18 protein-coding genes are annotated in these 26,629 nt (G+C 64.2%); 6 read left to right on the top strand and 12 right to left on the bottom strand.

Annotation, left to right across the window (positions count from 1 at the left end; translation table 11 throughout):
- Positions 1–72: 72 nt before the first annotated feature.
- Positions 73–1,353 carry a hypothetical protein gene (locus OKA04_RS13830; protein WP_264501770.1) on the bottom strand — a complete coding sequence of 427 codons (1,281 nt, stop codon included), beginning with the start codon at positions 1,351–1,353 and terminating at the stop codon, positions 73–75.
- Between the two features lie 176 nt (positions 1,354–1,529).
- Here OKA04_RS13830 and OKA04_RS13835 point away from each other — a divergent pair, with 176 nt between their 5' ends.
- Positions 1,530–2,561 carry a LacI family DNA-binding transcriptional regulator gene (locus OKA04_RS13835; protein WP_264501771.1) on the top strand — a complete coding sequence of 344 codons (1,032 nt, stop codon included), beginning with the start codon at positions 1,530–1,532 and terminating at the stop codon, positions 2,559–2,561.
- Positions 2,562–2,563: 2 nt separating this feature from the next.
- Here OKA04_RS13835 and OKA04_RS13840 read toward each other — a convergent pair whose 3' ends face one another.
- Complete coding sequence (locus tag OKA04_RS13840) at positions 2,564–3,094, bottom strand: hypothetical protein (RefSeq protein WP_264501772.1); 531 nt, start codon at positions 3,092–3,094, stop codon at positions 2,564–2,566.
- Between the two features lie 118 nt (positions 3,095–3,212).
- On the bottom strand, positions 3,213–6,665 hold the full coding sequence (locus tag OKA04_RS13845) for a PQQ-dependent sugar dehydrogenase (RefSeq protein ID WP_264501773.1): 3,453 nt from the start codon (positions 6,663–6,665) through the stop codon (positions 3,213–3,215).
- A gap of 122 nt (positions 6,666–6,787) precedes the next feature.
- Here OKA04_RS13845 and OKA04_RS13850 point away from each other — a divergent pair, with 122 nt between their 5' ends.
- On the top strand, positions 6,788–7,474 hold the full coding sequence (locus OKA04_RS13850; protein ID WP_264501774.1) for an MBL fold metallo-hydrolase: 687 nt from the start codon (positions 6,788–6,790) through the stop codon (positions 7,472–7,474).
- On the opposite strand, the gene OKA04_RS13855 is transcribed toward OKA04_RS13850, so the two are convergent.
- The 5 genes from OKA04_RS13855 to OKA04_RS13875 form a co-directional block, all read right to left on the bottom strand.
- Positions 7,461–8,720 carry a glycosyltransferase gene (locus OKA04_RS13855; protein WP_264501775.1) on the bottom strand — a complete coding sequence of 420 codons (1,260 nt, stop codon included), beginning with the start codon at positions 8,718–8,720 and terminating at the stop codon, positions 7,461–7,463. The two genes, OKA04_RS13850 and OKA04_RS13855, sit on opposite strands and share 14 nt — an antisense overlap.
- Entirely contained in the window at positions 8,717–10,087 is a 1,371-nt protein-coding gene (locus OKA04_RS13860) for an O-antigen ligase family protein (protein ID WP_264501776.1), read from the bottom strand. Before OKA04_RS13860 ends, OKA04_RS13855 begins: the two co-directional genes overlap by 4 nt.
- Positions 10,084–11,469 carry a glycosyltransferase gene (locus tag OKA04_RS13865; protein WP_264501777.1) on the bottom strand — a complete coding sequence of 462 codons (1,386 nt, stop codon included), beginning with the start codon at positions 11,467–11,469 and terminating at the stop codon, positions 10,084–10,086. The genes OKA04_RS13860 and OKA04_RS13865 overlap by 4 nt, the downstream gene beginning before the upstream one ends.
- 28 nt (positions 11,470–11,497) lie before the next feature.
- Positions 11,498–12,700, bottom strand: coding sequence for a glycosyltransferase family 4 protein (locus OKA04_RS13870; protein ID WP_264501778.1), 1,203 nt, complete (start codon positions 12,698–12,700; stop codon positions 11,498–11,500).
- A gap of 281 nt (positions 12,701–12,981) precedes the next feature.
- Entirely contained in the window at positions 12,982–13,335 is a 354-nt protein-coding gene (locus OKA04_RS13875) for a hypothetical protein (protein ID WP_264501779.1), read from the bottom strand.
- Positions 13,336–13,553: 218 nt separating this feature from the next.
- On the opposite strand from OKA04_RS13875, the gene OKA04_RS13880 reads away from it, so the two are divergent.
- Genes OKA04_RS13880 through OKA04_RS13890 form a run of 3 tightly spaced genes read left to right on the top strand, consistent with a single transcriptional unit; the run spans position 13,554 to position 18,710 of the window.
- Entirely contained in the window at positions 13,554–13,802 is a 249-nt protein-coding gene (locus tag OKA04_RS13880; protein WP_264501780.1) for an acyl carrier protein, read from the top strand.
- Positions 13,799–15,040 carry an FAD-dependent oxidoreductase gene (locus OKA04_RS13885; protein WP_264501781.1) on the top strand — a complete coding sequence of 414 codons (1,242 nt, stop codon included), beginning with the start codon at positions 13,799–13,801 and terminating at the stop codon, positions 15,038–15,040. Before OKA04_RS13880 ends, OKA04_RS13885 begins: the two co-directional genes overlap by 4 nt.
- A gap of 46 nt (positions 15,041–15,086) precedes the next feature.
- Positions 15,087–18,710 carry a hydantoinase B/oxoprolinase family protein gene (locus tag OKA04_RS13890; RefSeq protein WP_264501782.1) on the top strand — a complete coding sequence of 1,208 codons (3,624 nt, stop codon included), beginning with the start codon at positions 15,087–15,089 and terminating at the stop codon, positions 18,708–18,710.
- A gap of 554 nt (positions 18,711–19,264) precedes the next feature.
- On the opposite strand, the gene polA is transcribed toward OKA04_RS13890, so the two are convergent.
- Positions 19,265–22,039, bottom strand: a complete 2,775-nt coding sequence (gene polA, locus OKA04_RS13895; protein WP_264501783.1) for a DNA polymerase I — start codon at positions 22,037–22,039, stop codon at positions 19,265–19,267.
- Between the two features lie 134 nt (positions 22,040–22,173).
- Here polA and OKA04_RS13900 point away from each other — a divergent pair, with 134 nt between their 5' ends.
- Positions 22,174–22,794: a hypothetical protein gene (locus tag OKA04_RS13900; protein WP_264501784.1), complete on the top strand. Its 621-nt coding sequence runs from the start codon at positions 22,174–22,176 to the stop codon at positions 22,792–22,794.
- Positions 22,795–22,896: 102 nt separating this feature from the next.
- Here OKA04_RS13900 and OKA04_RS13905 read toward each other — a convergent pair whose 3' ends face one another.
- The 3 genes from OKA04_RS13905 to OKA04_RS13915 form a co-directional block, all read right to left on the bottom strand.
- On the bottom strand, positions 22,897–24,363 hold the full coding sequence (locus tag OKA04_RS13905) for a carboxypeptidase M32 (protein ID WP_264501785.1): 1,467 nt from the start codon (positions 24,361–24,363) through the stop codon (positions 22,897–22,899).
- A 52-nt stretch (positions 24,364–24,415) separates the two neighbouring features.
- Complete coding sequence (locus tag OKA04_RS13910) at positions 24,416–25,429, bottom strand: chorismate-binding protein (RefSeq protein WP_264501786.1); 1,014 nt, start codon at positions 25,427–25,429, stop codon at positions 24,416–24,418.
- An 83-nt stretch (positions 25,430–25,512) separates the two neighbouring features.
- A complete protein-coding gene (locus OKA04_RS13915) occupies positions 25,513–26,628 on the bottom strand; it encodes a hypothetical protein (RefSeq protein WP_264501787.1) in 1,116 nt (371 codons plus the stop codon).
- Position 26,629: the final 1 nt, after the last annotated feature.

Genomic DNA, 26,629 nt, shown 5'->3' on the forward strand with positions numbered 1-26,629 from the left:
CGCCGACATCTCAGGGCGGACCGCCGATCATGTCGAGTCCTGCGGCCGGGGAGGGGAGTTGTTAGGGAAAGCTCAGCGCACTTGGAAAGGGATGTTCTCAGCGCTCGCCGCGCCGCGCCCGTCCCGGACGATGAGGAAGAGACGATAGTCGCCGCGCGCATCGGGTGCCTTGAAGGACCAGCTATTTTCCCCGGTGGACACCATTGCCAGCTTCTTCTCCTCCGGTGCCCGCTCCGCATCACCGCCTTCCTTGCGGTCGGTGGACTCGGCGGCGATCGACCACTGCAGCTCGACCTTGTCGCCATCGGGATCGGCGACTTCGAGGACGATGGCGACATTCTCGCCGGGCTTCACCGCGCGGCCCTTCGCATCGCAGTTGAATTTCTCCACGCGCGGGCAGCGGTTCGCCGGCCACTTGCCGGTCCATGCCCGTGCCATCGCATCGACGGATGGCAGCTTCTCGCCGCTCTTCAGGAACATGCCATACCACGTCGCCGTGCACTCCTGCTTCTGTCCCCAGAGGAATGCGTAGGAGCCGACGAAGAGCCCGGCGGAGTCTTCCGTCGCGATCTGCTGCGTGGAGAAATACTTCGCAGCCTTTTCCCGACTGGTGGGCTCGATGGGCGCTCCCCATGAGGTCTTCGCCACTTCCCAGTGACCGGAGGGGCCGAATTCCGTTAGAACGAACGGCTTGTTCCATCCTGCTTCCTTCACCGCTTTCCCGGCAACGGCAGCGGAGGCGTAGGCATTTACCCCGAGGATATCGATGCTCGGGCAATGGTTCTTCACGCCCTCAATCTTCGGTCGTGCCGCCCCGGCGATCACGGTCATCACCAGGCGGCTAGGGTCTTCCTCCTTCACGATCTTCGCGAGCACTTCGAGTTCCTTCCAGATCCGGTCGTCCTTGCCGTCGGCCGTCGGGCCTTCCATCTCGTTGCCCAGTCCCCAGTAGCCGATGGCCGGCTCGTGCTTCCACTTCGCCACGGCCGCTCGGATCTCCTTGCGCTGTTTTTCAAGCTGGGCCGGATCGCTGTAGTTGAAGCCGTGCCGCTCGTGTGCGACCCAGAGACCGGCGGCGATGGTGATGTCCAGCTCGCGTGCCCGCTCGACCAGCGGCTTGCCGTCCACCTTTGCGGAGAGCGCGTCGATCCCCCAGGTGCGGATCGAGTTGCCGCCGGACTCCACCAGCACGTCCAGGCTCTGATGCCCACCCGCGCCGCGGATGAAGAAGGGCTTTCCATCGCGCACCAGCTCCCAGGGGCCGTCTGCATTGCGCCGCATGGTCAATGGACCGGGCTCCGCGATGGCAGTGGCGAACAAAACGGGGACTACAAATGAAACGATGGCTTTCATGGGTTTAACAACGACTTAACAAAGTAAAATATTGCACGAAATTACATATTCGGACGACACATTGCCAAGAAACGATCTCCGCCCGCGCACGACGTTCTTGCCATTGCGTTGGCGAGGGGCATCTTCCGTGAGCCCGGAAAGGGTTCGTAGCGCAAGTGGCCGAAGTAAACCAACAATTGATTGCCGACCGTCTCGGGATATCCCGCGCGACGGTCTCCCGCTGCTTCACGAATCACGCGGGCATCAGCCCGGTTACACGGGCGAAGGTCTTCCAGATCGCGGCGGAACTCGGCTACTCGCACATGGAGACCCGCGTGCGGACCACCAAGCAGCCTGCCTCGCAGATCACCCTCTGCGCGCTGATCTGCACGGAGAAAAAGGAGTATTTCAGCGGAGGATACGAGAGTCCCGGCGCGCAGATCCTCGAGGGTGTATCCGAGTATGCCCAGCTCCACGGGGCACTGGTGGAGGTGCATTTCATCCCGCCGGACGTGAAGAGTGTCGATGGCCCGGAATTCGACCGCATCCGCAATCTCGGCCGTCGCAAGACCAGCGGCGTGCTGCTCATCTATCCCTTCCCGGTGGAAGTGGTGGACGAACTGGCCACGCGCGTGCCGCTCGTCTCGTTGGTGGACCAGTACGAGCACAATGCGATCGATTGCGTGGACGTGGATCACTACCAGGGGATCTCGATGCTGATCGATCATCTCACCGCCGCGGGGCACCGTCGCATCGGCTTTTACACGCGATCTTATCAGGTCGAGGCCGGTTGGTCCTTCCGCCGCTACGGGGCCTTCATGGAGAAGATGACCCGGCTGAAGCTGCCCGTCGATCCTCGCGATGTGATCGGGGTTTACCCGGGTGCCGAGTTGCCTCTGGAGAAGGGGATCGATGCTGCGGCTGAGCGCACGCGTTCCGGCGTGACGGCATGGATATGCGCGGCGGATCATCAGGGATACGATCTGATCGCGGGGCTGAAAAAGCGTGGCCTGAAGGTGCCGGCAGACGTCTCGGTCACCGGCTTTGACGGGATCGAGCGACGTGGCAATCGCCCAGCGCTGACGACTGTGGAGATTCCTTTCCGCGAGATCGGCGTGAGCGGCACGCAGCGCCTCACGGCGCGCCTGAGGAAGCGCTTCCATCAGGCGCAGCACGTTTACATCTCCGGCCGTCTTCGCGAGGGGACGACAGTGGGAACGCCGTCGTAAGATTATTTCAACGAGTCAAACTCAAGGCTCTTCATCTTGTCCTTCGCCGCATCGGCTGGCTTCCAGAACCAGCCCTTGGTGTCCCAGCACTGGGCGAACGAAAGCTTCTCAACGAGGACCTTGTAGTCGGCGATGGCGTCCTCGGTCTTGCCACGAGCCTCCTTTGATTGTCCGCGGATGTAGTAGCAGGTGCCCACGTCATTGAGCGCCCAGTATTCCGCGGCTTTCTCCTTTGGTGCGGCCTCGGTGAGGCCCTTCTGCATTTCGAGCGCCTTCGCTTCGTAGAGTTCGATGCACTTGGCGACGTAGCCGTCCACCTCGTCATGCTTCCCGGCGGCCAGCGCTTCCCACGCCTTGGTCGTGATGACGGATGAGCTATGATCACCGAAGTCGAGCTTCGGTGTTTCCGCTGGCTTCGCCTCTTCCTTCTTCGGTGTGGCGTCCGTTTCCTTTGGCTTGGCTTCCTGGGCCGGAGCAAGCGAGGTCATCAGGGCGGTCGCGGCAAGGAGAGAGAAGCGGGTCACGTTTTTCATCTTGGGTGGGGTTCTGGTGAAAAGGATGCAAGGCTCCCGGAACTCACGCAATGGGAAAGTGCATAAAATTGCATGATTGTTTCCGGGCCATTTTTTCGTCGGTTTCGCGCGCTTTCTTTCATCGCTCTTCGATCCGTGCGCGGAAGAACAAGCGATCTCCCGAAACCGGCACCGCGATCTGCCAGGGCGTGCTACCGGAACGCTCTAGGCCGTCGTTGCCCGGCGTGTTCCAGATGCTCCAGTCGGCAAGATTCGTCGAAGTTTCCAGCTTCACGCCACGTCCGGGCAAGGACGGCACGGTGAGCTGGAAGTCCTCCCCATCCAACGCTGTCGCGGGGGAAGGTCCGCGATCGTGCGCGAGCGGATCCGTCAGCTCCAGGAATTCGGTGAGGTTGTCGCGACCATCGCCGTCGGGATCTGCCGTCCCGCCTTGGTCCGCAGCCGGGCGTCCACCGAGGCGCTGCGATACCCACGTGGCAAAGCTCTGGCGATCCGGCAATTCGGAGTCGATCCAGTCCTTCAGCAGTTGCATCCCTTCCTCGTCCACCACGTTCGTCGCCAGTGGGGGCATGCGCGTGTAGCCATTCCGCGCGGAGGAGCGATGGACGATCACCGAGCGCTCCTCCTGTCCGGGCGCGAGCAGGCGGTCATTCGGGTGAAGCACGCCGCTGGAGGGCATGACGTTCACGGTATCCGTACTGAAGAGCGGCACCTCCGCGCGCGCATCGAAGTTCACGGGAGCGGTACCGCCATCCATGTGGCAATAGGCGCAGTTCACATCCAGCCAGGCGCGGGCGCGGGTTTCGAGCGAATAAGCCGTGTCGCTTGGAGCGACGTGCTTCGCGAGCGTCAGCGGGGAATCATCCAGCCCGTCGAGATAGCCGGCGTCGGAAAGAAGCTGGATGAAGTTACCGCTCTCACCACCGATCTGCCCGGCCAAGTTCAACTGCCGCGTGCGGAAGGACAGCGAGAGACCGGCCTCCGCGGAATGGCAGGTCATGCACTCGGCGCGCGATGGAATCCGCCAGCGCTGTGTGGTCGGCGTGCCATTCACGGTGATGGACAGGTCGAATTCCTCACCCGCCTCATTCACCAGGTTCGCCTGGGTGCCCGCGGCATTCCAGCGATACGAGACACCGTAGGCCCCGGTGGCATTGCGGACGAAGACGCGCGTCTCGAGTCGCTTCGCCGAGGACGGAGTGCCGCGCTGCATCTCCATGTCGAAGTGCTTCACCCACACCGTGCCGGCGGGCGTGTCCCACGCGCCCTCGGCATTGAAGCCGAGCGTCGCGGTCGGGCTCGTGATGCCAAACCAGCGGCGCTTCTTCGCATGGTCCGACCAGAAGGGGAGATTCACGTCGTAGCCCACCATCCCCGCGGCCGGAGTGAGTGTCGCGACATCGCCGAAGAGCCCTGTCGCATCCAGCGTCGCGGGGAAGCCGGTATCAACCGCTTGGTTCACCAACCGCCGGATCTGGCCATTGAGGTCCGCGATCAAGACGTCGCCATTCGAGGGATCAAGGCCGAAGCCCGCGATGCCGCCTTCACCCGAGATGCGCTCCACCGCGGCGGTGGTCGTGTTCATCGCCCAGATGTTTCCCGAGGAATAGTCGGCGAAGATGTAGCGACCTGTTAGAGCGGGGAGTGTGGTACCGCGATACACCACACCGCCGGTGACCGAGTTGCCCTGAAAGGTTCCGGAGCCGTGGCCATAAGCGTACACGGGGCCTTGCGCGCCGGTCCATCCGGAGGGACGGGAGTTCCACTTCGGGCCGTTACTGGCACCTTCCTTATAGGCCCACTCGTAGTTGCCGCCTTTGACGATCTTGTTGATTTCCTCCCAGCTTCCGCCACCGACATCGGCGCACCACAGGTCGCCCGTCTGCCGATCGAAGGAAAAGCGCCACGGATTCCGCAGGCCCACGGCCCAGAATTCGGTGCGCACGTTGGCGGGTGTTACGGCCAGTCCGTTGAAGCTGGTCGCGCCTACCCACGGGTTGTCGCCGGGCACCTTGTAGTTCGGATTTCCGGTGACCGAGTTGATGATGACCGATGAGTGGGTGTTAGGCCGCAGGCTGGTGCCCGCGTTGTAGTTTGCGGGGTCGAAGTCCACGTCGATGCGCATGATCCCGGAGAAGAAGTCCTTGTCAATGCGCTGCGAATTGTTCTCCGAGTCGTTCTGATCTCCCTCGTCACCGAGGCTGATGTAGAGAAAACCGTCGTTGCCGAAGTGGAGATCGCCGCCGTTGTGGTTGTCCCACGCATCCTGCTGCTGGATGAGGATTTTCTCCGAGGCGGGATTCGCCTGGTTCGGATTCGTGGCGGAGCGAGCGAACTCCGAAACCCGCTGATGGATCGACCCTCCGAACTCCACGGAGTAGAAGACGAAGAAGCGGCCATTCGTCGCGTAGTCCGGGTGGAAGGCGAGACCCAGCAGGCCGGACTCGCCGCGGTTCACGAAGTCCTCGTTGCCGTAGATGCTGTTCCGTGGATTGACGATGGCATCGAGATCGAGGAAGGGCGTCGATGCGAGGGCGGGCGCGGCGAGATTCGGGATGACCTCTATGTCGCCGCCTTTTTCCACGATGAAGAGTCGGTTCGTCTCGCCGGGAGGCGTCGCGATGGCCAGTGGATCGGAGAAGCCGATGTTGGGAAATGCATTCACCGCCGCGATCTGTTGGGGCGGCGGATTCGCTGGCATTTTCGACGAGGCGAGCGGCAGGCGCAGGGCATCCGTGATCTGGATCGAGACGGTGGCGGTGGAAATCAGGCCGGGGGTATCGCGGATCTCGTAGGTCAGCGAGTCGGTGCCGGTTCCGGTGCCCGTGTGAACGTAGTCGATCTTGCCATCGGGCCGGACGGTCGCGGTGCCGTGGACCGGCGGGGTGACGATGGCGAGCGAGGAAAGATTGAGCGTGGCGATGCCATTCGGATCGAGGTCATTGTCGAGCACCCGCAGGATGGTCGATGACCCGGGGCGGACGTAACCCGTGTCGTTGTTCGCGATCGGAGCGACGTTTTGCCAGGTGCTCAAGCGAGAGCCGGGAATGTAGGTGATCGAAGACTGCCCCGGATAAGTCCACCCGACTCCGAGGTGATCGCCTCCGCCGCCTTCCTTGTGCAGTGCCTCGATGTAATAGTAGCGCCCGGCTACCAGCGGGATTTCCACCGATGTCTGGTCCGGCGAGCCATTCCACTGGCCTGCGGAAACCCAGCTGGAGACCCCTGCGATGCGTCGTTTCTGGTCGGGCGATTCGGTCGTGCTGAGCCAGAGATCGCTGCTGTCATCCGAGTGGATGTAGAAGCGGTAGTTGCCCGTGACCGGCGCATGGACCCAGCCGAGGATCCGCGCGCCATAGTTGTCCATCGAGTCGCGCGGCGCATCGAAGCTTGTCAGCGTGCCCGTCTGGTTCGGCGAGTTTGGAAAGCTGGCGAGCGAGGTGAGATTCGAGACCTCCGATCCACCGACACCGGTCCATACCTGCCGTGTGATCCCGCCGGTGGGCGGCGCGGCGAAGAGGGGCGCGGATAATAGGAATCCGGCGGCTGTGGTCAGACGTGGAGCGATCATGGGATTTTTCAGGATGATGCAGCTTGATACATGAATGCCGGTCGGCGGGAAGAGCCGTCATTGGTGACGGAGCCGAGGCATCGCTCCTTTACGCCATGAATCGATGAGTTTCAAATGGCGGCGTGATTTCCGAGATTCTGCGGGTGCGGACGCCGCTCGTGAGTTTTCACGTGCTGAGAGATGATGCAGGCTTGTTGCTGCTCGATGCAGGGTTTGTCGGCGGCGTGGGTTTTCTCCGCCGTGCCCTCGTCCGGCGGGGGTGGGAAAACGAGCCGATCCGCGGGATACTCCTCACCCACGGTCATCTGGATCACACGCTGAATGTCGCCCGCCTCGCGCGTGAGCACGGCGCGTGGATCGCCGCGCCACGCGCGGATGCGGAGCGCTATCTCGGCCGCGGCAGCTCGCGGGGCTGGGGGCGGATCGGGGGAATGCTGGAGGCAATCGGCCGTCCGGTTTTAGGATTTCGTCCCTTTGTTCCCGACCGCTTGATTGACGATGGCGACGAAATCGAGACCGGGTGCGGACTTCGCGCGGTGAGCTTGCCCGGCCACACCGAGGGCCATACCGGTTACTATTGCGAGGCTCTCAGGCTGCTCTTTTGCGGCGACCTTTTTGCCAGCTTCGGAAGGTGGTCGCATTTCCCTCCGGCGATCCTGAATGCCGACCCCGGGAAAATGGCGGCCAGCGTCAGGAAGGCCCTCTCGCTCGATCTCGCGGGAGTCTTGCCAAATCACGCCGACGATGCGGAACCGTCGGAGCACCTGCGACGCCTGCGGGTGCTGGCGGACCGCCTCACACCCGGCTGAGAATCCCACCGAGCAGCGAGTCGAGGCGCGCGAGTCCGTGATCTTCGCGGAAGCGGGCGTAGTCGCCGTGCAAGGGCTTGTCCTCCCAATCTCGTCCGTCGAGGATGCGGCGGAGCGCTTCCAGCGCGCGGTCGCTATCGCCCTCGGGAATGGTCAGTCCGGTGCGGTAACCCTCGATCCGGTGGCCGATGCACTCGCCCGCCGTGGCCAGGCAGGGAATGTCGAATGCCGCGGCCTTGCCAAGCGTGCCGCTGCTTCCCTCAAAGCCTTCGTAGGCCGCCCAGGCAACGTCGAAGGTGCGGAAGACGGCATTGAAATCCTCCTCCGCGGGAATACGTCCGCCGGGCAGGGTGAAGTGGAGATTGTCGATCTCGCCGCTCGCGACCCTGCGGGCGGTCTGCTCGACGAGAGCGTGTTCCTCGTCGGAATACTCCGGTCGCTCGTAGCGACCGCCGCAGGCGAAGTACAATGGAAGCCGTAGTTCGCGCGCCTTCTCCGCGACGCGCAGGAGATTGAGGAGGCCCTTGCGGCGCTCCATGCCGAGCAGGCCGATGATCTTCCGCCCGCCCGCCTTTGCCCGGATCTCCTCGGCCAGCGCGTATGGAGCGGCTGGGAGTGCCGAATCCGTCACATCGGGAAAGGCATGCACGTCCTTGCGGGTGTAGCGCTTCATCGGGTCGATGAAGCGTTCGTCGAGCACGCCGATGCCGCGGCACAGCGGGCTGCGGATGATCGCGTCGCCCTTCGCCAGCATGCGCAGTGACTTCACCGGCGAGTCGGTCTCGCCATGGTGGTGATTCCGCAGGTAGAGTCCGCTCCACGGCCGGTCGATGGTCAGGTGCGGCACCGAGGGGAAGGGGAGGAAGCGCAGGTAGCTGTCGAGATACGGGAAGAAGACCAGATCCACCTTGCGGTTGGTGGCTTGCTCTGCCTCGAAGATGGTGTCGGCGCAGCGCTTCCAGCGTTGATAGGTGCGGGCCGGATCGCCTTCGAAGCGTCCGTTGAACCAGCTCTTCTTTCCCGCAGGCAGCTTGTGCGTCGAGACGCGGCGGTCGAAGTCCGCCACCTCTCTGATCGATGCGGCGCGTGCCGCGGAGAATGCCTCGCCGGGCTCCGGGCAGAGGCCGATGACGAATGCGCCCAGCCGCAGGAAGGCCGCGGTGAACTGTGAAAAGTACATCGGATGGTGGCCGACCCAGAGCGGGTCAACCAAAGCGACGGTCTTCGTCAGGGGAGTGGAAGTCATCGGAGAGAGATCGGCTGCCCGGCATGGATCCAAGAAGCGCGCACAAGGAAAGCCTGCGACAATCCGGCCATCACGCCGAAAATCATCGAGGCGAGTCGTTCATCGAAGGGGTTTGAGGTTAGCGTCTCGCTGAGCAGGCAGCATGCCGCGATGAACGGCAGGAATGCGAGCCACTGGTCCGGCCCGGGGTCGGAGGCGTTCGCACGCGCCGCGGCCATCGATGCAGCCATGACACCGCCGATCAGGGCGATGTGGGCGAGCAGGCCGATCACGCCGCCGGAGAAGAGCGAGTAGGTCCAGGTGGAGTGGCCGGCGAACCAGACATCGTCACCGATTTCCTCGTCCGGCGGGAAAACGAGATGGATCTCCTGCATGTAGGAGGGATGCCAGTAGTAGGAGGCACCGATGCCCTTGCCATGCAGGTAGTGGACGGGCTCGCGGTTGAGGATCTCGAAGATGGCATCCGCCTCGGCCACGCGGGTGAGGAAGGAGATGTCCGCCTTTGTATTCCGGTCCTCGGCGTGGTGGAAGAGGCGCTCGTTCCACCGCTCGATCTGATGCGGCTGGGCGATTGCTGCGATGCCGACCGCTCCGATGGCGAAGAGCCCGATGGCAAAGCCGGGCCACAGCCGCTTCACCGCGTCAAAGGGTTGATAGATTCCCCAGCGGACGCCGAGGATGAAGCACAGCGAGGCCGCACAGGCGGACGCCATCACGGGGAAAAGCAACGACCGCGTGACCGTGATGAAGATGCCGAAGAACAGCACGCCCACCGCCACCGGCAGCAGCCAGTGAAAGCGCGAGCGCAGCAGCAGCGCGCAGCCGATCCACGCGGCGAGCCAGTTGTTCGCGGAGCTCTGCACCTCCACGCGCGCCGTCTCCATGGTCACTCCCTTGAAGACGAAGCCGTGGAAAATCCGCCACAGCACGTTCGTGCAGGCGGCGGCGAAGACCGGCATGACGATGCGCGAGGGCTTCACCCCTACGCAGCCCGCGATGTGGGCATTGATCATCCCCGCGAGGCAGAGGATGAGCGGCAGGATGATGCGCAGGGAGCGGCCCGGGGCCACGCCCTGCATCAGCGCATTCGCCGCCATGAAGCCGAGGAACCCGCCCCAGCCGAGGATGAGCCACGCGCCGGGTCGGACAAGAAGGTGCCTCCAGCCTAACAGGACGATGCCCGCCGTGGAAAAGACCGCGAGCCCGAGGAAAATGAGCTGGTCGAATCCCGCGCCGCCGCTGGCCTCGCGGGCCTGCGAGGCGCGGTAGTCGAAGGCGAAGGAAATCATGAAGACCCACAGCAGCCGCTCCACCCATGGCGCGGCGGCCGTGGATGGCACCTCGACGGCATCGTGGGTCGCCGTCATGAGCGGAAGGCGTCGGGATTCCCGAGCGCGCGGCCTAACAGCTCGCCGCGGTCTTCCCAGTGGAAGGCATGGCGGCAGGCATCGACTGCCCGGCTCGCGGCGTGATTGAGGAAGGCGAGGTCGTCGATTTTTCCGGCGACGGCGAGCGCGAGCGACTCGGGATCTGGTGCGGCGATGGCCTCGGTGGCGGGATCCACCGGCACACCGCTGAGTGCTGCCTCCACCGAGGCGAGAGGCAGCCCGCGGAAGATGTAGTCGAGCGCCTTCAGCTTGAAGCCGCCGCCCAGGGCCTCCGGAATCAGGCCGATGCGGGCTTGATCGAGGTAGGGGGCCATCGACGGCACATTCGCCGCGAAGCTCGCCCACGGGTACTGCCGGGCCAGCGCCGCGAACCACTCGGGGTCCGCCTTGCCCGCCACCTGGAAGGCGATCTTTGCTTCTTGGAATGGGGCTGCGGCGGCTTTCAGGAAAGACTCCAGATTCCGGCGCTTGGCCAGCCACTCGAAGGTCCCCGCCAGCAGCACGGTGCGAGGGCTCTCTTCCGTGATGGGCCGTGGCGGTCCGTCAGGAATGCTGCCCGTGTAGCCGGGTGGGAGGACGCAGACGGGCTTGCCGGGGTTCTCCTTTTTGAAGGCTTCCGCATCGCGCGGGGTGATGGCGGAGATGAGATCGGCCCGGCGGCAGAGCGCAGCTTCCATCCGGGCGTATTTGGTGGCGTCCAGCTTCAGCGCCATCCGCATGGGCAGCGATCCGCGGCCATCCGCGGCCACTTCGCGGCGCACCGTCGCCTCGTGATTGTGAGCGAGGTAAACGACCTTCTGCTCCTTGCCGATCATCCCGAGGGCCCAGGCACAGGCAGCCTGATCGATGACGATCCAGTCCCACTTTTTCTCTAACAAGCGCTTCAGCTCGGCACGTTGAACAGGATTTCCGAGTCGAAAGGCGTCGCCGGGCAAGGTGGAGGCCAGGCTGCGGAGCCGGCCGCTCGGGATCGTCCCATGGAGCTCCCAGTTCACCGCCTGGCCCCTGCCGCCGAAACGCGAGGCGTTCTTCGGGGCTCCTTCGATTTCCGCAGTGATGCGCTCGGCCAGACCGGCGGCTTCCTCGGCCAGTCGCGGATCTTGCCGCGCGGCCTGTAGATGGGCGACGGCGGCGGAAGGGTCGCCATTCTCGTAGCTTGCCTTGCCCTGCTCCAGACGGCGCTGCGGGTCATCGGTCGCGGCATTTCCACGGGCGCATGGCCGCGGATTCGGATGATGGGCCAAGACCGTGATGTCCATGCCCGGCTGCGCCGCGAGGGCCTTCAGCAGGCCGAGCGTGTAGATCAGCTCGCCGCTGTCGGCGGGGCGGGGGTCTTGCCGGGTGATCCAGAGGCAGCGCATGACAGGCGGGCGAAGTTTACCGCAGCGCTCACGCCTTGGCTGTTAGAATCTCCTCGAAGGTCGTGGCGATCTTCTCGATGGGAAAGGTCTCTTCGGCATAGGCCCGGGCCTTTCTGCCGAATTCCCCGCACTCCTTGGGCGATGCTTGAAGGAAGCCTGCCGCAGAGAGGAAGCCCTCCATGTCACGCGGTTCGACGGTGATGCCCGCGCCATGGTCCCGGGTGATGCGGGCTGCCAGATTCTCCTTTGGCACCGCCAGCAGGATGGGTCGCGCCGCGCACAAGTAGCTGAGTGTCTTCGAGGGAACGGAAAAGATCCCCGCTTCCTCCTCCAGGATGCCGACAAGCACGTCGCCTGATCCCAACACCATCGGCAGCTCGGCAAAGGGCTGGTAAGGCAGGAGCAGCAGGTTCTGCAGACCCGCCTCGGCGGACTCGCGACGCAGCCAGTCGGCACCAATTCCCTCCGAAACGACCACGACCCGGACGGAGTTGTCGTCGCGGAATTTTTTCGCCAGTTCCAGCAGCATGGCCGGATTGTGCTTCATGCCGATGGTCCCGGAGTAGAGGAAGACGAACTTGTCGTGCAGCCCGTGTCGGCGGGACCAGTCGTTGGACTTCGGATGGACCGGGAAATCTTCGATGGCGGCCCAATTCGGCACTACCGAGACGCGCTGTGGATCGACCCCGAACTCTTCCCGCAGGATGGGCGTGAAATCGGAGGTGATCGCCACGATCCCGCTGCTGCGCTTGAATTGCTTCGAATCCAACATCCGGTACCAGGACCCGATCAGGCCTCCGGCCACCGGGATCTTTTTCCGGAGCAGCTTGTCCACCGCCAGGCTGTAGAAATCCTGCACCCAATAATAAAAACGCCCGCCGACTTCCACGGTGGCGCGGGTGATGGGTTCTTGGGTTTCCGTCGGCGTATTCCCGGAGAGCACCGCATCGGGCCTCCATTCACGCACGAAATCCGCCGCGGCTTGGCCGTAGCGGATTTCCATGCTCCGCCGGCGGCGGAAGGAGTATTTGTACTTTGGATATTCCGGATCCATCGGGATCTCGCGGAATTCCAAGGTCGGCGCATCGTTCTCGTTCCGGCGAAGATCCCCGCGTGGAGTCTGGAGCGAACTTGCGAAGGCATGCACCACCTGATAGCCACGGGCCGCGAGCGCACGGCTCAGTGACGTGGGAAAAGCGTGGCCTGCATAATCGTGCACCAAGATCTTCATCGGGGGGATGGGCCTAGGGAGCGCCGGGCCGATCCTATTCAACAACGATGAAAGGTCAATGCATGCTGTGTTACGCGATCACGTAGCGGGCACCTCTATCGGAAAAGCGCCCCTAGGAAGATATAGGCGACTGCTAGGGCCGCATAGATCGAAACGAGCACCACGGCTTCTGCCTTCTTGGAGGCTTGTGGTTCTTCACGGTGCGTGTTCATCGGAATGATAGGGTAAGATTGAGACCCTGCCGGGGATGAGTCCGACAGGGCCCTAGGGCGGGACAGAGATCACTTCGCGTCGCGGTTGGCGTCGGCCTCGTCCTCGAGAGCTTCAGCCTTGCGCTCGGTCGCCTTGCGAATCGAGTCGGCATTGTCCTCGGCGGCGTCAGCGCGGGCCTCGGCATTTTCCTTCTCGGCATCGAGGGAGTCCTTGGCCTGCTCGCGGACGCGGTCAGCGGCCTTCTCCGTTGCATCGGCGGCGGCTTCACCATCCTTGCGCACCTCGTCAGCCTTCATTTCCAAGGCGTCGGCCTTCTGCTCAAGGGCATCTTGGCGGACGTTTTCCTGATGCGAGTCACACGAGGTGAAAGCAAAGGCATAAGCAGCGGTGGCAATCAGGGTAGGGATCAGAGGAGTTTTCATAATCGTTTTTAGTTGGTTGGTGGGTCTAACGACCTTGTGAAAGAGTATGGCAGATTGAGTGCCTATTCATTTTCAATGGGTTGTGATGGTGGTTGTGCCAGGAATGCGGCTCCTTGCATGGGCGGTGGATGCAGGATGCACGACTTCGGGCCGTTCGGCATGTGGCAGGCGGGAAGGGTGCTTGCCGCCGTCGCGCTGCTTTGCTCCCGTGGCGCAGGATGAACCAAGGGCCGACAGCGGAAGAAGTGGTGACGATGCTCCAAGAGGAAGGTCTGGTGGATCTGGCTCCTGATTTCCCTGTCGATGGAGATCTCTTCGCCGCAGGGCTCGACTCGATGGCGGTGATGCAGCTCATCGTCGTGGTGGAGGAGCGCTTCGGCGCGGTTATCAGCCCGGAAGACGCGGGCCGGGAAAACCTCGGGACGCCCTCGGCACTCGCGGATCTCATCGGGAGGAAGCTCGCGTGAAGGCGGACGTGCTGGTGCTCGGCGGGGGCAGTGCCGGCCTGGCCGCCGCGGTGACGGCGGCACGCGCGGGAGCCCGGGTTGTCCTCGTGGAGCGACACGGCTTTGCCGGTGGCATGGGCACCGCTTCGCTGGTCCACACCTTTTGCGGTCTCTATCTGCTGAATGAGGAGACGCCGGTGATTGCGAATGCCGGCTTCCCCGCGGAGATCGCCGCTCGGATGCTGGCCGCCACGGGCGAAGGCGGACCGGTGAAAATGGGCCGCGTCTGGGTGCTGCGCCAGCATCCGGTGGAGTTTGTTAGAATCGCCGATGACCTCCTGCGCGAGAGCGGCGTGGAGGTGCTCTTCCATACGGAGGCCTTGTCCGTCGAGCGAGATGCCGGGGGCTGGAAGGCTGCGGTCATCTGCCGCGGACAACGCCGCGAGATCCACGCGCGGACCATCATCGATGCCTCGGGCGATGCCGTGCTAGCCGATCTGTTAGGCGCGCCGTCGGAGATGACGGAGTCTTCCCGGCTCCAGCGTCCCGCTTACGTCTTCGGTGTCCAGGGTGCGGCGGATGGCGAGCAGGGCCTCGCGCTCGCGGGCCGGATCGTCGATGGCATCCGGCGGGGATTGCTCTCGAAGGAAACGCTCGGCCTTCACTTCCGCGCCAGCGGCAGGGCGGGGGAAATCTTTGGTACCATCGATCTCAGCGGCGCGGAGGAAGGTGACTACGATCCACTGGATGCCGCCTGCCTTTCGCGCCTGGAAGTCGCCGGACGCAGCGTGGCCGCCGCCGCGGTGGAGTTTTTCAGGAAGGAAGCGGCAGGCTGGGAGAGTGCCTGCATCTCCCATTGGCCCGTGCGAGCCGGTGTCCGGGAGAGCCGCCGTTGGAAAGGACGGCACGTTCTCACGGAAGCCGAGGTGCTCGGCGGCGTGCGGCACGAGGACGACATCGCGCTCGCGACTTGGCCGCTGGAATTCCGCGAGACGAACCGCGGGCCCAAGCTGCGCTACCCGCAAGATGACCGCGCGGCGGGCATCCCGCTGGGCTGCCTGATGCCGGAGTCGCTCGACGGGGTCTTCGTCGCCGGGCGCTGCATCTCCTGTGATCACGGCGCGCAGGCGTCGGTGCGGGTCATGGGGACGTGCTTTGCCACGGGGCAGGCAGCCGGCTTGGCCGCAGCAATCACAGCAAGGGGCGATGCGGAGGACTTGGCAAAGCGGATCCGCGAAGCATTTCCGTCGGTCATTTGATCACTCGGGCCTTTCCTGACGGGGCGTCCCGATTTCCACTGCTCGCATGCAATGGCGCATCCGAGTGGATACCGGCGGAACTTTCACCGACGCTTGGGCCGTGGGCCCGGATGGCGGCGAGCGGCGGGCGAAGATCTTGTCCGATGGCACGCTGCGCTGCCGCCTTGTCGCGCAGGATGGCGAGTGGTGGCTCACCGACTCGGAGCTGTCGCTGTCCGACGGCACACTGGCCGGATGGTCCGGTGCGAGTGTCTCCGTGCTCGATAGCCGCGATGGAGCACGCAGGCTGAAGCTGGAGGGAAGTACGACAGATCTCGTAGCAGGCGGTATCCTCGAGCTGTCCTGCGGGGACGAGGCACCGGTGGCTGCGGCTCGGTTGCTCACCGGCACGCCCGCGGTCGTGCCCCTCCCACCGGTCGATTTCCGCGTGGCCACCACCCGCGGGACGAATGCCTTGTTAGAGAGAAAAGGCGCCCCGGTGCTCTTCATCGTCACGCGCGGATTTGGCGATCTGTTGGAGATTCGCGACCAACGGCGGGAGCTGCTTTTCTCGCTGGCCCAGCCGCAGCGCCGTCCGCTCGCCAGCGCTGTCTGCGAATGCGGAGGCCGACTCGATGCCTCGGGAAATGAAATCGAAGCACTCGACCCCGAGGAAATCCGCGAGGCGGTCAAGGCAGCGCGGGCACAGGGTATCGCGACCGCTGCGGTGGCGCTGCTGCATTCGTGGGCAAACCCGGAGCATGAGCGTCGCATCGGAACCATGTTGCGTGAGGAGGGCTTCACCCACGTCTGCCTCTCGTCCGAGGTCGCTCCGATGATCCGCCTGCTACCCCGCGCGGAGACCGCCGTGACGGACGCCTATCTCGCTCCGGTGATGGACCACTTCGTGCGGCGCGTGGCAGGACCGCTGGGTGCCGAGCCGTGGCTGATGACCAGCGCAGGTGGCCTTGTGCCCGCGAGCGATTTCCGGCCAAAGGACTCACTGCTTTCCGGGCCTGCGGGCGGCTTGGTCGGCGCGGCGGAGCTTGCGCGCCGGGCCGGATTTCCACGGGTGCTCACCTTTGACATGGGCGGGACGAGCACGGATGTGGCACGGATCGACGGCCCCTTCACGTGGCGGCAGGAGCAGGAGATCGGAGCAGCGCGTGTCTTCGCGCCTGCGTTGAAGATCGAGACGGTGGCAGCCGGTGGCGGCTCGATCTGCCAATGGAGGAATGGTCGTCTGGAGGTCGGTCCGGAGAGTGCGGGGGCGAATCCCGGGCCGGCCTGTTACGGGCGCGGCGGGCCGCTGACGCTCACGGACGTGAATCTCCTGCTCGGCCTGAAGGACCCGGCGAAGGCCGGCATTCCACTCGATCGCGCAGCCGCCGAGCTGCGCCTGGATGAACTCCTCTCTGAATTGCGCGGCTCCGGAGAAACAATGGATGCTGATGGCCTTTTGGCAGGCCTGCGTGACATCGCGGTCGAGACCATGGCGGAGGCGATCCGCGGTGTCAGTGTTCGCGAGGGATGCGACCCGCAGGACTTCGCGCTGCTCGCCTTCGGTGGAGCGGGTCCGCAACATGCCTGCGCCGTGGCGGACCGTCTCGGTGTCTCGCGCGTGCTCATCCCCGCCGACGCAGGCCTGCTCAGTGCGTGGGGTCTCGAGCGCGCGCGACGCCAGGAGCAGCGGGTGAAGCAGATACTGAAGCCGCTGGATCAGGTGCCGTCCCTGATGGAGGAATGGCACGCGCTCGCCGCCACGGTGTGCATTCCCGATGCGGATTTCCGCTGGATCGCGGATCTCAGGCTGGTCGGTCAGGACACCTTTCTCACGGTGGAGCCTGCAACTGCCGATTCATCCGCGGCCGAGATCATCGGAGATTTCGAGGGCGAGTATCGCAAGCTCTATGGCTACCCGCCTCCTGCGGGCCGCCCGGTGGAATTGGTCGCGCTGCGCGTCGCGGCTGAAGAAAAGTCCGGTGAGTCTTCCGCCGAAACTTTCAGCGATGATCTCCAGCCGGGTCCGCTGCTCCTGCAGGATCGCTTTTCCACCTGTGCCATCCCGGCGGGGTGGGGGATGCGCCGTGGCGACCATGGCACGCTGCTGTTAGAGAAGTCGCATGGGGAAGATCTGCCATCCATCGGGCAGTCGCTTTCGTCCGCGGTATCGGCGGGACTTTTCCGCAGCCGCTTCGAGGGCATCGTGACCTCGATGGGGGAAATGCTGCGGCGCACCGCGCTCTCGACGAATGTGAAAGAGCGGCTGGACTACTCCTGCGCGCTGCTCGATGGCAGCGGTCATCTCGTCGCCAGCGCACCGCATGTGCCGGTTCATCTTGGCGCGCTCGGGGTCTGCGTGCGTGAAGTTCTCCGCGTGATCGATCCCGGCCCCGGCGACGTGGTCATCACGAATCATCCCGGCTTCGGCGGGTCCCACCTTCCGGATGTTACGCTCATCGCGCCGGTCTTTGACGCCGCGGGAGAAAGGATCGCCTTTGTCGCGAACCGCGCCCATCACGCGGAAATCGGCGGCAAGGCCCCCGGCTCGATGCCAGCCGATGCGCGTTGCCTGGCGGAAGAGGGTGTGGTGATCGCCCCGCGTTTCTTGGTGAAAGGAGGCGAGACTCGCTTCGATGAGATCGGGACTTTGCTTCGCGATGCACCGTGGCCATCCCGCCGCATCTCCGACAATCTCGCCGACCTTGAAGCGCAACTCGCATCGATCCATCACGGCGTCCGCTCGCTGGAAGATCTCGCATCCGCACACGCGGGCAATGTCGTGCGGGATGAGCTGCGCGGTATCCTCGACCGCTCCGCCACACTGATGAGCGAGCGTTTGCAAGGTCTGTCGCTCGACCGGACCGTCACCTCGGCCTATGACGACGGCACCCCGCTGCAACTCCGCATCACGGCGGATAAAGGAAAGCTGGTGCTGGATTTCACCGGCACGGGCGACGTGCACCCTCGGAATCTGAATGCGACTCCCGCCATCGTTCGCAGCGCCGTTCTCTTCGCGCTACGCCTATGGCTTGGCGAGGACGTGCCGCTCAATGAAGGCCTGCTGGAGGCGGTGGAGACCATCATTCCCCGGGGCATCCTGTCACCGGACTTCGGCGATGATCCCGCGAAGGCTCCCGCGGTGGTCGGAGGAAATGTGGAAACCAGCCAGCGTCTCACGGAGCTGCTGCTGGAGGCTCTGGACCTGGCGGCGAATGGCCCGGGAACGATGAACAACTTCCTCTTTGGCGACGAGCGCTTCGGTTACTACGAAACTCTCGCGGGCGGCTCTGGCGCGGGGCCGGGGCATGTGGGGAATTCCGGTCGCCACGTCCACATGACGAATACCGCGATCACCGATCCCGAGGTGATGGAGCACCGCTTTCCCGTCCGCCTGTGGCGTTACGAGGTGCGCCGGGATTCCGGAGGCCACGGAAAAAATCGCGGTGGCGACGGCGTGATCCGCGAGGTCCAGTTTCTTAAGCCGCTGGTGATTTCCTTCCTCACCGAGCGCCGGGTGGCTGGCCCGCGGGGGATCCATGGCGGCTCGGACGGCTCGCCCGGCAGCCAGGTGCGGATCCATCCGGACGGGTCGCGGGAAAGCCTGCCGGGTGCCGTGACCTATCAGGCTGCTGCGGGGGAACGCGTGGTTATCGAGACGCCCGGTGGCGGCGGATTCGGGGAAGCATAGCCCGGAAAGGATTCGCGGCGGCATCGGCCCCCCAGCCGATGCCGCCGCGTTCTGTCCCACCGGATTGCCACCACCAGCCATTGGAAGCCTCCACTATAGGCCTCACCCGGGAAGCAATCCGGAAGTATTCACCCAACTATCTTACTATACTATCACACACACAAATCATCCTGGAGACTGCCGGAGGTCCCCCCGGAACTCCGGAAGACCGGAATTCCAAATTCTCCAACAGTCGAGGATTGGAACGAAGCGACCCGATGGGCCCCTCGATGTAGTCGCTCACCTGGCGACTGCCGTCACCTCTCTCCGGGCTGTTCCAAGCTTTCACACTGCCAGAGGAAGTCCGGCGGGCGGATGCAAGAGCTGTCGGGGAGTGGGGCAAGCAGCGCTTCATGAGACTGCCCCAGCTTTGTCCGTTTTTCCCCTTTATCAACCACCCGTGATAACCAATTTCTTATCGGTGGATAACAGTATGAAGTGCAACAAGCCCATCTTGCAACATTTTCAGTTGCTAAATGCCATGCAAGATTTGCAAATGTTGATCTTCAGCCGATTTAGTGAGCTGCGAGCCAGTTGGGACCTGTGCCGTGCTCCACAAGAATCGGTACGTCACCCGGTAATGGCAACGCGGTTTCCATTTCGTGAAGCAGCTTTGGAACCAACTTTTCCTGCTCTTTGACAGAAAGGTCAAAGACAAGTTCGTCGTGGACTTGTAACAACATCGCCGTCTCGTGAGATCCTTCACGTAGCAAGGAATCGATGCGGATCATGGCCAGTTTGATCATGTCTGCGGCGGTTCCTTGGATTGGCGTATTGATCGCCGCACGCTCGGCATTTCCGCGGATGGTCTGGTTCGCCGACGTGAGGTCGGGGAAGTAGCGCCGGCGTCCGCTGAGGGTCTCGACGTAGCCCTTTTCCCGTGCCTCGGTGATGGTGCGATCCATGAACTCCTTGATCGCGGGGTACTCCTTGAAATAGTTGTTGATGATGTCTGCCGCCTCACCGCGGGGGATGCCCAGCCGCTGGCTCAGGCCGAAGGCGGAGATGCCATAGATGATGCCGAAGTTCACCATCTTCGCGCCGCTGCGTTGCTCGCGGGTGACGTCGCTTTCGACCACGCCCCACACCTTCGCCGCGGTGGCGGTGTGGATGTCGCGGTTCTCGCGGAAGGCCTCGATCATCGAGGTGTCATTCGCCAGTGCGGCCATCACGCGGAGTTCGATCTGCGAGTAGTCGCAGGAAAGCAGCGTGAAGCCCTCGCGCGGGACGAAGGCCTTGCGGATCTGCCGGCCGAGCGCGGAGCGGATGGGGATGTTCTGGAGATTCGGGTCCGTGGAGGCGAGGCGCCCGGTGGCGGCGACGAGCTGGTGGAACTGTGTGTGGATCCGCCCGGTCTTTGGCACGATGTGGCCTGGCAGCGCGTCGAGGTAGGTGCCCTTCAGCTTCGTCGCCTCGCGGTATTCCAGGATCTCGTCGATGATCGGGTGCTTGCCCGCCAGCGACGTGAGCGTGGCCTCGTCGGTCTTGAATTGGCCGGTCTTGGTCTTCTTCGCCTTGTCCGCGAGGCCCAGGTCATTGAAGAGAATCTCCCCGAGTTGCTTCGGCGAGTTCAGGTTGAAGGGCTTGCCCGCGTGCGTGGCGATCGTGCGTGAAAGCTCGTCGATCCTTTGCTGGAGCTGGCTGCCGATCTCCACGAGTGCTCCGGGATCGATCGCGATGCCTTCCATTTCCATCCGGACCAGCACCGGCAGCAGCGGACACTCGATCTCGCGGAAGACGTGCTCCTGCCCGTCTAACAGAGGCGCAAGCTTCCCCGCGATCTGCCAGGTCACGTCCGCATCCTCCGCGGCGTATTCCGCCAGCGTGGCCAGCGGGATCGCGGCGATATCCAGCTCCTTCGAGGCCTTCTTCGTCTCCGCGAATGCAAAGAGATCATCGCTTGCCCCGGCCGCAGGCGCGGCGCTGGCGATGTCCGCGAGCTTCACCGGCGTGTAGCCCAGCATGGTCTCGCTCACATAGTCCATCGTGTGGCGCTGGTCCGGGAAGACGAGGCCATGGGCGAGCATGGTGTCGAAGATCGGCCCGCCCACCTCGACGCCGTGCTGGTGTAGCACGGACAGATCGTATTTGAGATTGTGGCCGATCTTCGTCGCGGAGGACGACAGGGCCTTCGTCAGCTCTGGCAGCAGGGCTTCCGAGTAGGGCAGATACCATCCCTCGTGATCGTGCCATGAGAAGGCGACGCCGAGCAGCTTCGCCTCGAAACGGTCGAGCGAGGTGGTCTCGATGTCGAAGCAGAAGCGCTCCTGTTTCGAGAGCTGCTCGAAAAGCTCCGCCTGTTTCTCCGGGCTATCGGCGAGATGGTAGGTGTGCGGCACCTCGCCGATGGTCTTGAGATGCGCGAAGACGGGCGCGGCTGCCTGCTCCGCCGACTCGGTCGTGGTCTCGGAAGAGCTTCCCGTGTCGCCAAAAAGCCGCTTAGTGAGCGAGCGGAATTCGAACTCGGTGAAGAGTGCCTTCACCGCTTCATCATCGCGTGGCGAAAGCGCGAGATCTGCCCACGTCACCTCGATGGGCGCATCGATGATGATGGTGGCGAGATCCTTCGAAAGCAGTGCCTGCTCGGAGAAGGTCGTCAGGTTTTCCTTCTGCTTGCCCTTCAGCGAGGCGAGATTCTGGAGCAGGTTTTCCACCGAGCCGAAGTCGGCGATGAGCTTCTGCGCGGTCTTCGGGCCGATGCCGGGCACGCCGGGGATATTGTCCACTGCATCGCCCATCAGGCCCAGCAGGTCGATGATCTGGTGCGGGTCCTTCACGCCCCAGATTTCCGGGAGCTTCTCGACGCTGATCACCTCGTGCTCGGCACCCTTTTTCCCGGGCTTCCACATGAAGGTGCGCTCGTCGAGGAGCTGGGCGAAGTCCTTGTCCGGCGTGACCATGTAGGTCTCGATGCCCTCGGCCGATGCCCGCTTGGCCAGCGTGCCGATCAGGTCGTCCGCCTCGTAGCCATCGATTTCCAGCAGCGGCAGGTGAAAGGCGCGGCACAGGCGCTTCACGTTCGGGATGGCAGCGGCGAGTTCCTCGGGCATTTCGTCGCGCTGGGCCTTGTAGGCGGGGAATTTCTCGTGGCGCGGGGTGGGCGCGGAGGTGTCCCAGGCGACTCCCAGGTGGGTCGGCTTTTCCTTTTCCAGGATTGTCAGCAGGGTATTGATGAATCCGTAGAGCGCCGAGGTATTGACACCCTTGGAGTTACGGATGGGGTTCTGGATGAAGGCGAAGTGCGCGCGATAGACGAGCGCCATCCCATCCAGCAGGAAAAGTCGCGACATGGGCGGAGGCTAGGGGGCCTCGCGGTGGGCCGGAAGCGCAAAGGGAGACGCGGGCGGAGTGGAAATCGATCCGCGGCGTGAACGGTGAAATTTCTCGTCAAAAGGGGGCTCGAATCCTACGTATCCGCAGTCACATGAACGTTGTTTTCCCGATCTTTTGTGTCTTGGCAGCCGGTGCCGCGGGCTACTTTCTGGAGCCGACGCTGCGCCCGACGCTGACCGGTAAGACGACCTACGCGATCGTGAAGCTGGAGCAGCCCGACGAGGAAGAGGCTCCGGATCAGCAGGATACCCCACCGGCTCCCGCGCCGAAGGTCGATCCGGCTCCGAAGCCGGAGCCTGCCCCCGCGCCAAAACCGGAGCCCGATCCCGAACCAGCACCGGCTCCCGAGCCTGCCCCGGAGCCTGCGCCTACCATCATCCCGGCACCTGAGCCGCCAGCCCCGATGCCGGAGCCTGCAGCTCCGGTCACGCCACCTGCCACCGCGGGTGGGGGCGCTGCTTCCGGTGACATCGTCAAGCTGATGCAGGATAGCATCAAGGATGGCGACGTGAAGGAATTCACCTTCGAGCAAGTGCTCGGCTGGAAAGCCGGCGAGGAGGAGGAAGTGGACGGCACCAAGTACCAGACCGGACAGGCCGCCTACAAGGCCGAGACCATCTTCGGCGTGAAGACCATCCAAGCCAAGGCCCTGATCAAGGATGGCAGGGTCGTCAAATGGATCTGGCCGAACAGCGGCATGGAGATCAAATGAGGCACCCGCGCCTCCGGCACGCTTCACGCGAACTTTGAACAAAAACGGCGGCCATCAGGCCGCCGTTTTTCTTGGGTAGATCGAGGCGATTCGCCGCGGGCATCACGCCAGATAGCGCAGCCGCAGGTGCTCCAGATGCGCCTCCGGCGAGGGTGCCTTGCCCGTGGCCTGACTGATGATTTCCGCCGGAGTGAGGACGGCCCCCTTTGCGTGGACCTTGTCGCGCAGCCACGTCAGCAGCGGGGCATACTCGGCTTTCGCGATCGCGGAGGAAATCGTGGCGTCCGCATTCGCGGCGGCGAAGAGCTGGGCGGCATTCAGGTTTCCGAGCGTGTAGGTCGGGAAGTACCCGAGGCCTCCCATGGACCAGTGGATGTCCTGCAGGCAGCCATGGGCATCGTCCGGCGGCGTCATGCCAAAGAGATCACGGAAGCTCTCGTTCCAAGCGGCGGGCACGTCCTTCACCGAGAGTTCGCCCGAGACCAGTCGGCGCTCCAGACCGAAGCGCAGCAGGATATGCAGGTCGTAGGTGGCCTCATCCGCCTCGACGCGGATGTAGGAGAAGGCGGCGCGGTGGATCGCGGCGAGGAAGTCATCGAGCGATGTCCCGGCGAGTTGCGGGAAATGCTGGGCAGCGACCGGCAGCCACTTTTCCCAGAAGGGTCGCGAGCGGCCGACGTGGTTTTCCCACAGGCGCGACTGCGACTCGTGGATGCCGAGCGACGCGGCTTCTCCGGAAGGCAGTCCGACCTCCTTCGCGGGCAGGCCCTGCTCGTAGAGTCCGTGACCGGCCTCGTGCATCACGCCGAAGAGCGAGGAGGTGAAATCGCTCTCGTCATACCGGGTCGTCAGGCGGATGTCCCGCGGGCCGAGCGTGGTGCAGAAGGGATGCGCCGTGGTGTCGATGCGTCCGGCCTTGAAATCGAAGCCGAGCGATTCCGCGACCACCGCGTTGAATTTCTGCTGCGCCTCGATCGGGTAGATACCGCCGGGCAGCGTGGCATTGCGGCTGTCGGAGCGGGCCACCGCGGCCGCGGCGACTTCACGAAGCTGTGGCTTCAGCGCGTCGAAAAGGGATGCGATACCGGCTGCGGTTGCACCGCGTTCGTAGGTGTCGAGCAGCGCGTCGTAGGCCTCGGCCTCGTAGCCCCAGCGGTCCGCCTTCTCGCGGGCGATGGCGAGCAGGGTTTCGAGATGCGGGGCGAAGGTCGCGAAGTCGGAGCGTTTGCGGGCATCGGCCCACGCCTGCTTGCCGAGGGAGGAAGCCTGGGCTTCGCGGGCGACGAGTTCGCCGGGGAGCTTCGTCGCGCGGTCGTAGTCGCGGCGCATCGCGGCGGTCAATGCCGGGGCGGTGCCATCGGCTTCCGCGGCGGCGAGGGCGTCACCCCATGCGGAAGACGTGCCGAGTTCGTGGGCGCGCTCGGAGAGCCAGGCAATCTGGTCGGCGCGCCATTCGTGGCCATCGTCCGGCAGATAGGTTTCCTGATCCCACCCGATGGTGGCGGCGGAAGTGGCGACGACGGCCTTTTCACGGGCCAATGAACGAAGACGGTCGAGGGCAGTGCTCACGTCCGCGAGCTTGGCGCGCGGGCTTGCACGACGCAAGGCCGGGCCCGCGCGCTCACAGGCCAAAGCGGGCCTTCACCGCCTCGCGCTTTAGCCGCAGCTCCCGCCATTCATTGACCAGCCGGCTCGCCTCGATGACGCCGCAGCCCGCCGGGAGGATGACCTCGCGATCTTGCCACCATAGCCCGCGGATGGCCACGATGGCATGGAAATCACCGTCCACGATCGCTCCAAAGGGCGCACCGAAATCTTCCGGCGTCCCGAGCCTGCGACGCCAGCCGATGAGCTGCCTCAGCGTCTCCGGTGTGCGGGGCAGGGGGCCAAGAGCGGGCGTCGGGTGAAGCCGGCGAAGCAATTGCGCAGGGCTTTCCTCTCCCGTGAGATCGACCTCGATGGGCGTGTGGAAGTGGACGATGGAGCCGAGCTGCAGGATGCCGCGCGGCCCGCGCCGGACCTCGCCGATGTCGCCGAGTTTTGCCACCAGGGATTGCGCGACGTACTCGTGCTCGCGGATCTCCTTCTCATCCACGGCCAGCACGTCGCGCTCTTCGGTGCGGGCGGTGCCTGCCAGCGCCATCGTCTTCAGGACGCCGCCGGTGACGGAGAGCAGCAGCTCCGGCGATGCCCCGGCGAACCCGGAGACGCCATCCGAGAATCCATAGCCTAACAGCGGACCGGAACTCCCTGCCGCGGTCGCCAGCAAGCGATGCCCGGGAGCCTCTTCGAGCGTCCCACGCTCGACCACCACCGGCACCGTCTTTTCGAAAGTCCCGCCGCGGATGGCAGCGCTGATCTCCTGGAAGACGAGGGAAAAGTCCGAGGCCTCCGGCGCTTCCCAGGTGCAGGCCGGAGATCCTCCGGCCATGCCGATGAGCGAGGCGACCTCGCCGTGGCTGGCGATTTCCCAGCGATCCGGCACAAGCCATGGCTCGGCAGCTCCGAGGCCGAAGTCATTCCGGTAAAAGGCCACGCCCTCTTGCGGTGGCTTTGCGGACGGGGTGAATGGACCACGGCCGACAAGCGACCGACCGTCGGGCAGGTCGAGAAAGGCGATGCTGTCCGTGATCACCGTGCCAGGCCTCCTTCGCTCGATCTCATGGGTTCACCGGATGCCGTAGCCATGCGCCATCCAAGGAGACCGGGAGGGTGCCGTCAATTGTCAGGCTGCCGGGACCACGATTGCAGGCGTGCTTCAAGCGCCGAGATGTCCTTCGCCAGAGGCGCGAATGCAGGATCGCTCTTCCAGATGTTCACCTTCTCGAGTGCCGCCCGGTCGTCGGCCTGCACCTGCTCTTTTGCAAACGGGGAAGGGGGATTTCCATAGAGACGGTAGCCGGTCGTCGCGCTGCGCAGCGGGAAGAGCGTGAGGAATTGCTGCTTCTCCGCATCGGGGATGGCAGGATTTCTCAGGTAGGCCTCCACGTGCTCCGCCTGCGTCGCGTCGGAGACATTGGCGCGCGCCATCAGGCTGGCGCGCAGGTCCGGTTGCCCGGCGAAAAGCGTGTCGTCCGAGGTGATCAGGCCGGACATCAGGGCGGGTGCCTCGGCAGTCGTCTCATGGAGCGCAAGCGCGCCGGCTTCACCCGGCTGCGACGACTGATCCACCCAACGGGCGAGGGTTTCGGCGATCTCCGGCGATGAGACGAAGCGGGAAAGGTCGAGCGCTTCGGCCAGCCCTGCGGAATCCTGCCATGCAGGCGTGCCCAGCATCTTTGAAAAATAGCCCGCCAGTTCTTCGTCGGACGCCCGCCATGTTTTCCCATGCGTGAGCGGCTTCAGCGCGACGGCGAATTCCTCCGCGGAGCCGGTGGTGCCCAGCACTTCACGCGCGATCTCCATCGCGAGATCGGGATCGGTGACCGAAAGGACATCAAGGAGGAAGACCCGCAAGGTGGGCCAGCCGACGAGTGCCCGACCGGGACCGGTCTCAAAAGGGATGCCCGTCTCGGCATCCACACCGCTCCGCAAAAGTTGGCCAATGGTCTGCGCGACTACGTCCGGCTCTTCCTCAAGCCAGGCGTTCTTGGTGGCGCGCAGCAGCTTCGCCAGTGCTTCCGGATCGGCCCCGTTTTCACACTGGGCGAGGCATTCACGCCAGTCCGCCACGAGCGCCTTATGGCCTGGCTCCGCCCGCTTCGTAGCTGTCGCAGGAGCCTTCGGGGGTGTCCCGACCGAGGCCGTGTCAGCCGGGGCAGGGGATCGCGACATCCAGCCGACGATCCCGCCCAGTGCGACGAAAACCAGCAGTATGGCTTTGCGGCCAGCCATG

Source organism: Luteolibacter flavescens, from assembly GCF_025950085.1.
Lineage (GTDB): Bacteria > Verrucomicrobiota > Verrucomicrobiia > Verrucomicrobiales > Akkermansiaceae > Haloferula > Haloferula flavescens.

Bases quoted from the DNA above. Each gene is read 5' to 3' on its own strand.
- OKA04_RS13830 (WP_264501770.1), bottom strand. From the start codon at position 1,353: ATGAAAGCCATCGTTTCATTTGTAGTCCCCGTTTTGTTCGCCACTGCC.
- OKA04_RS13840 (WP_264501772.1), bottom strand. From the start codon at position 3,094: ATGAAAAACGTGACCCGCTTCTCTCTCCTTGCCGCGACCGCCCTGATG.
- OKA04_RS13845 (WP_264501773.1), bottom strand. From the start codon at position 6,665: ATGATCGCTCCACGTCTGACCACAGCCGCCGGATTCCTATTATCCGCG.
- OKA04_RS13855 (WP_264501775.1), bottom strand. From the start codon at position 8,720: ATGACTTCCACTCCCCTGACGAAGACCGTCGCTTTGGTTGACCCGCTC.
- OKA04_RS13860 (WP_264501776.1), bottom strand. From the start codon at position 10,087: ATGACGGCGACCCACGATGCCGTCGAGGTGCCATCCACGGCCGCCGCG.
- OKA04_RS13865 (WP_264501777.1), bottom strand. From the start codon at position 11,469: ATGCGCTGCCTCTGGATCACCCGGCAAGACCCCCGCCCCGCCGACAGC.
- OKA04_RS13870 (WP_264501778.1), bottom strand. From the start codon at position 12,700: ATGAAGATCTTGGTGCACGATTATGCAGGCCACGCTTTTCCCACGTCA.
- OKA04_RS13875 (WP_264501779.1), bottom strand. From the start codon at position 13,335: ATGAAAACTCCTCTGATCCCTACCCTGATTGCCACCGCTGCTTATGCC.
- OKA04_RS13880 (WP_264501780.1), top strand. From the start codon at position 13,554: ATGAACCAAGGGCCGACAGCGGAAGAAGTGGTGACGATGCTCCAAGAG.
- OKA04_RS13890 (WP_264501782.1), top strand. From the start codon at position 15,087: ATGCAATGGCGCATCCGAGTGGATACCGGCGGAACTTTCACCGACGCT.
- polA (WP_264501783.1), bottom strand. From the start codon at position 22,039: ATGTCGCGACTTTTCCTGCTGGATGGGATGGCGCTCGTCTATCGCGCG.
- OKA04_RS13900 (WP_264501784.1), top strand. From the start codon at position 22,174: ATGAACGTTGTTTTCCCGATCTTTTGTGTCTTGGCAGCCGGTGCCGCG.
- OKA04_RS13915 (WP_264501787.1), bottom strand. From the start codon at position 26,628: ATGGCTGGCCGCAAAGCCATACTGCTGGTTTTCGTCGCACTGGGCGGG.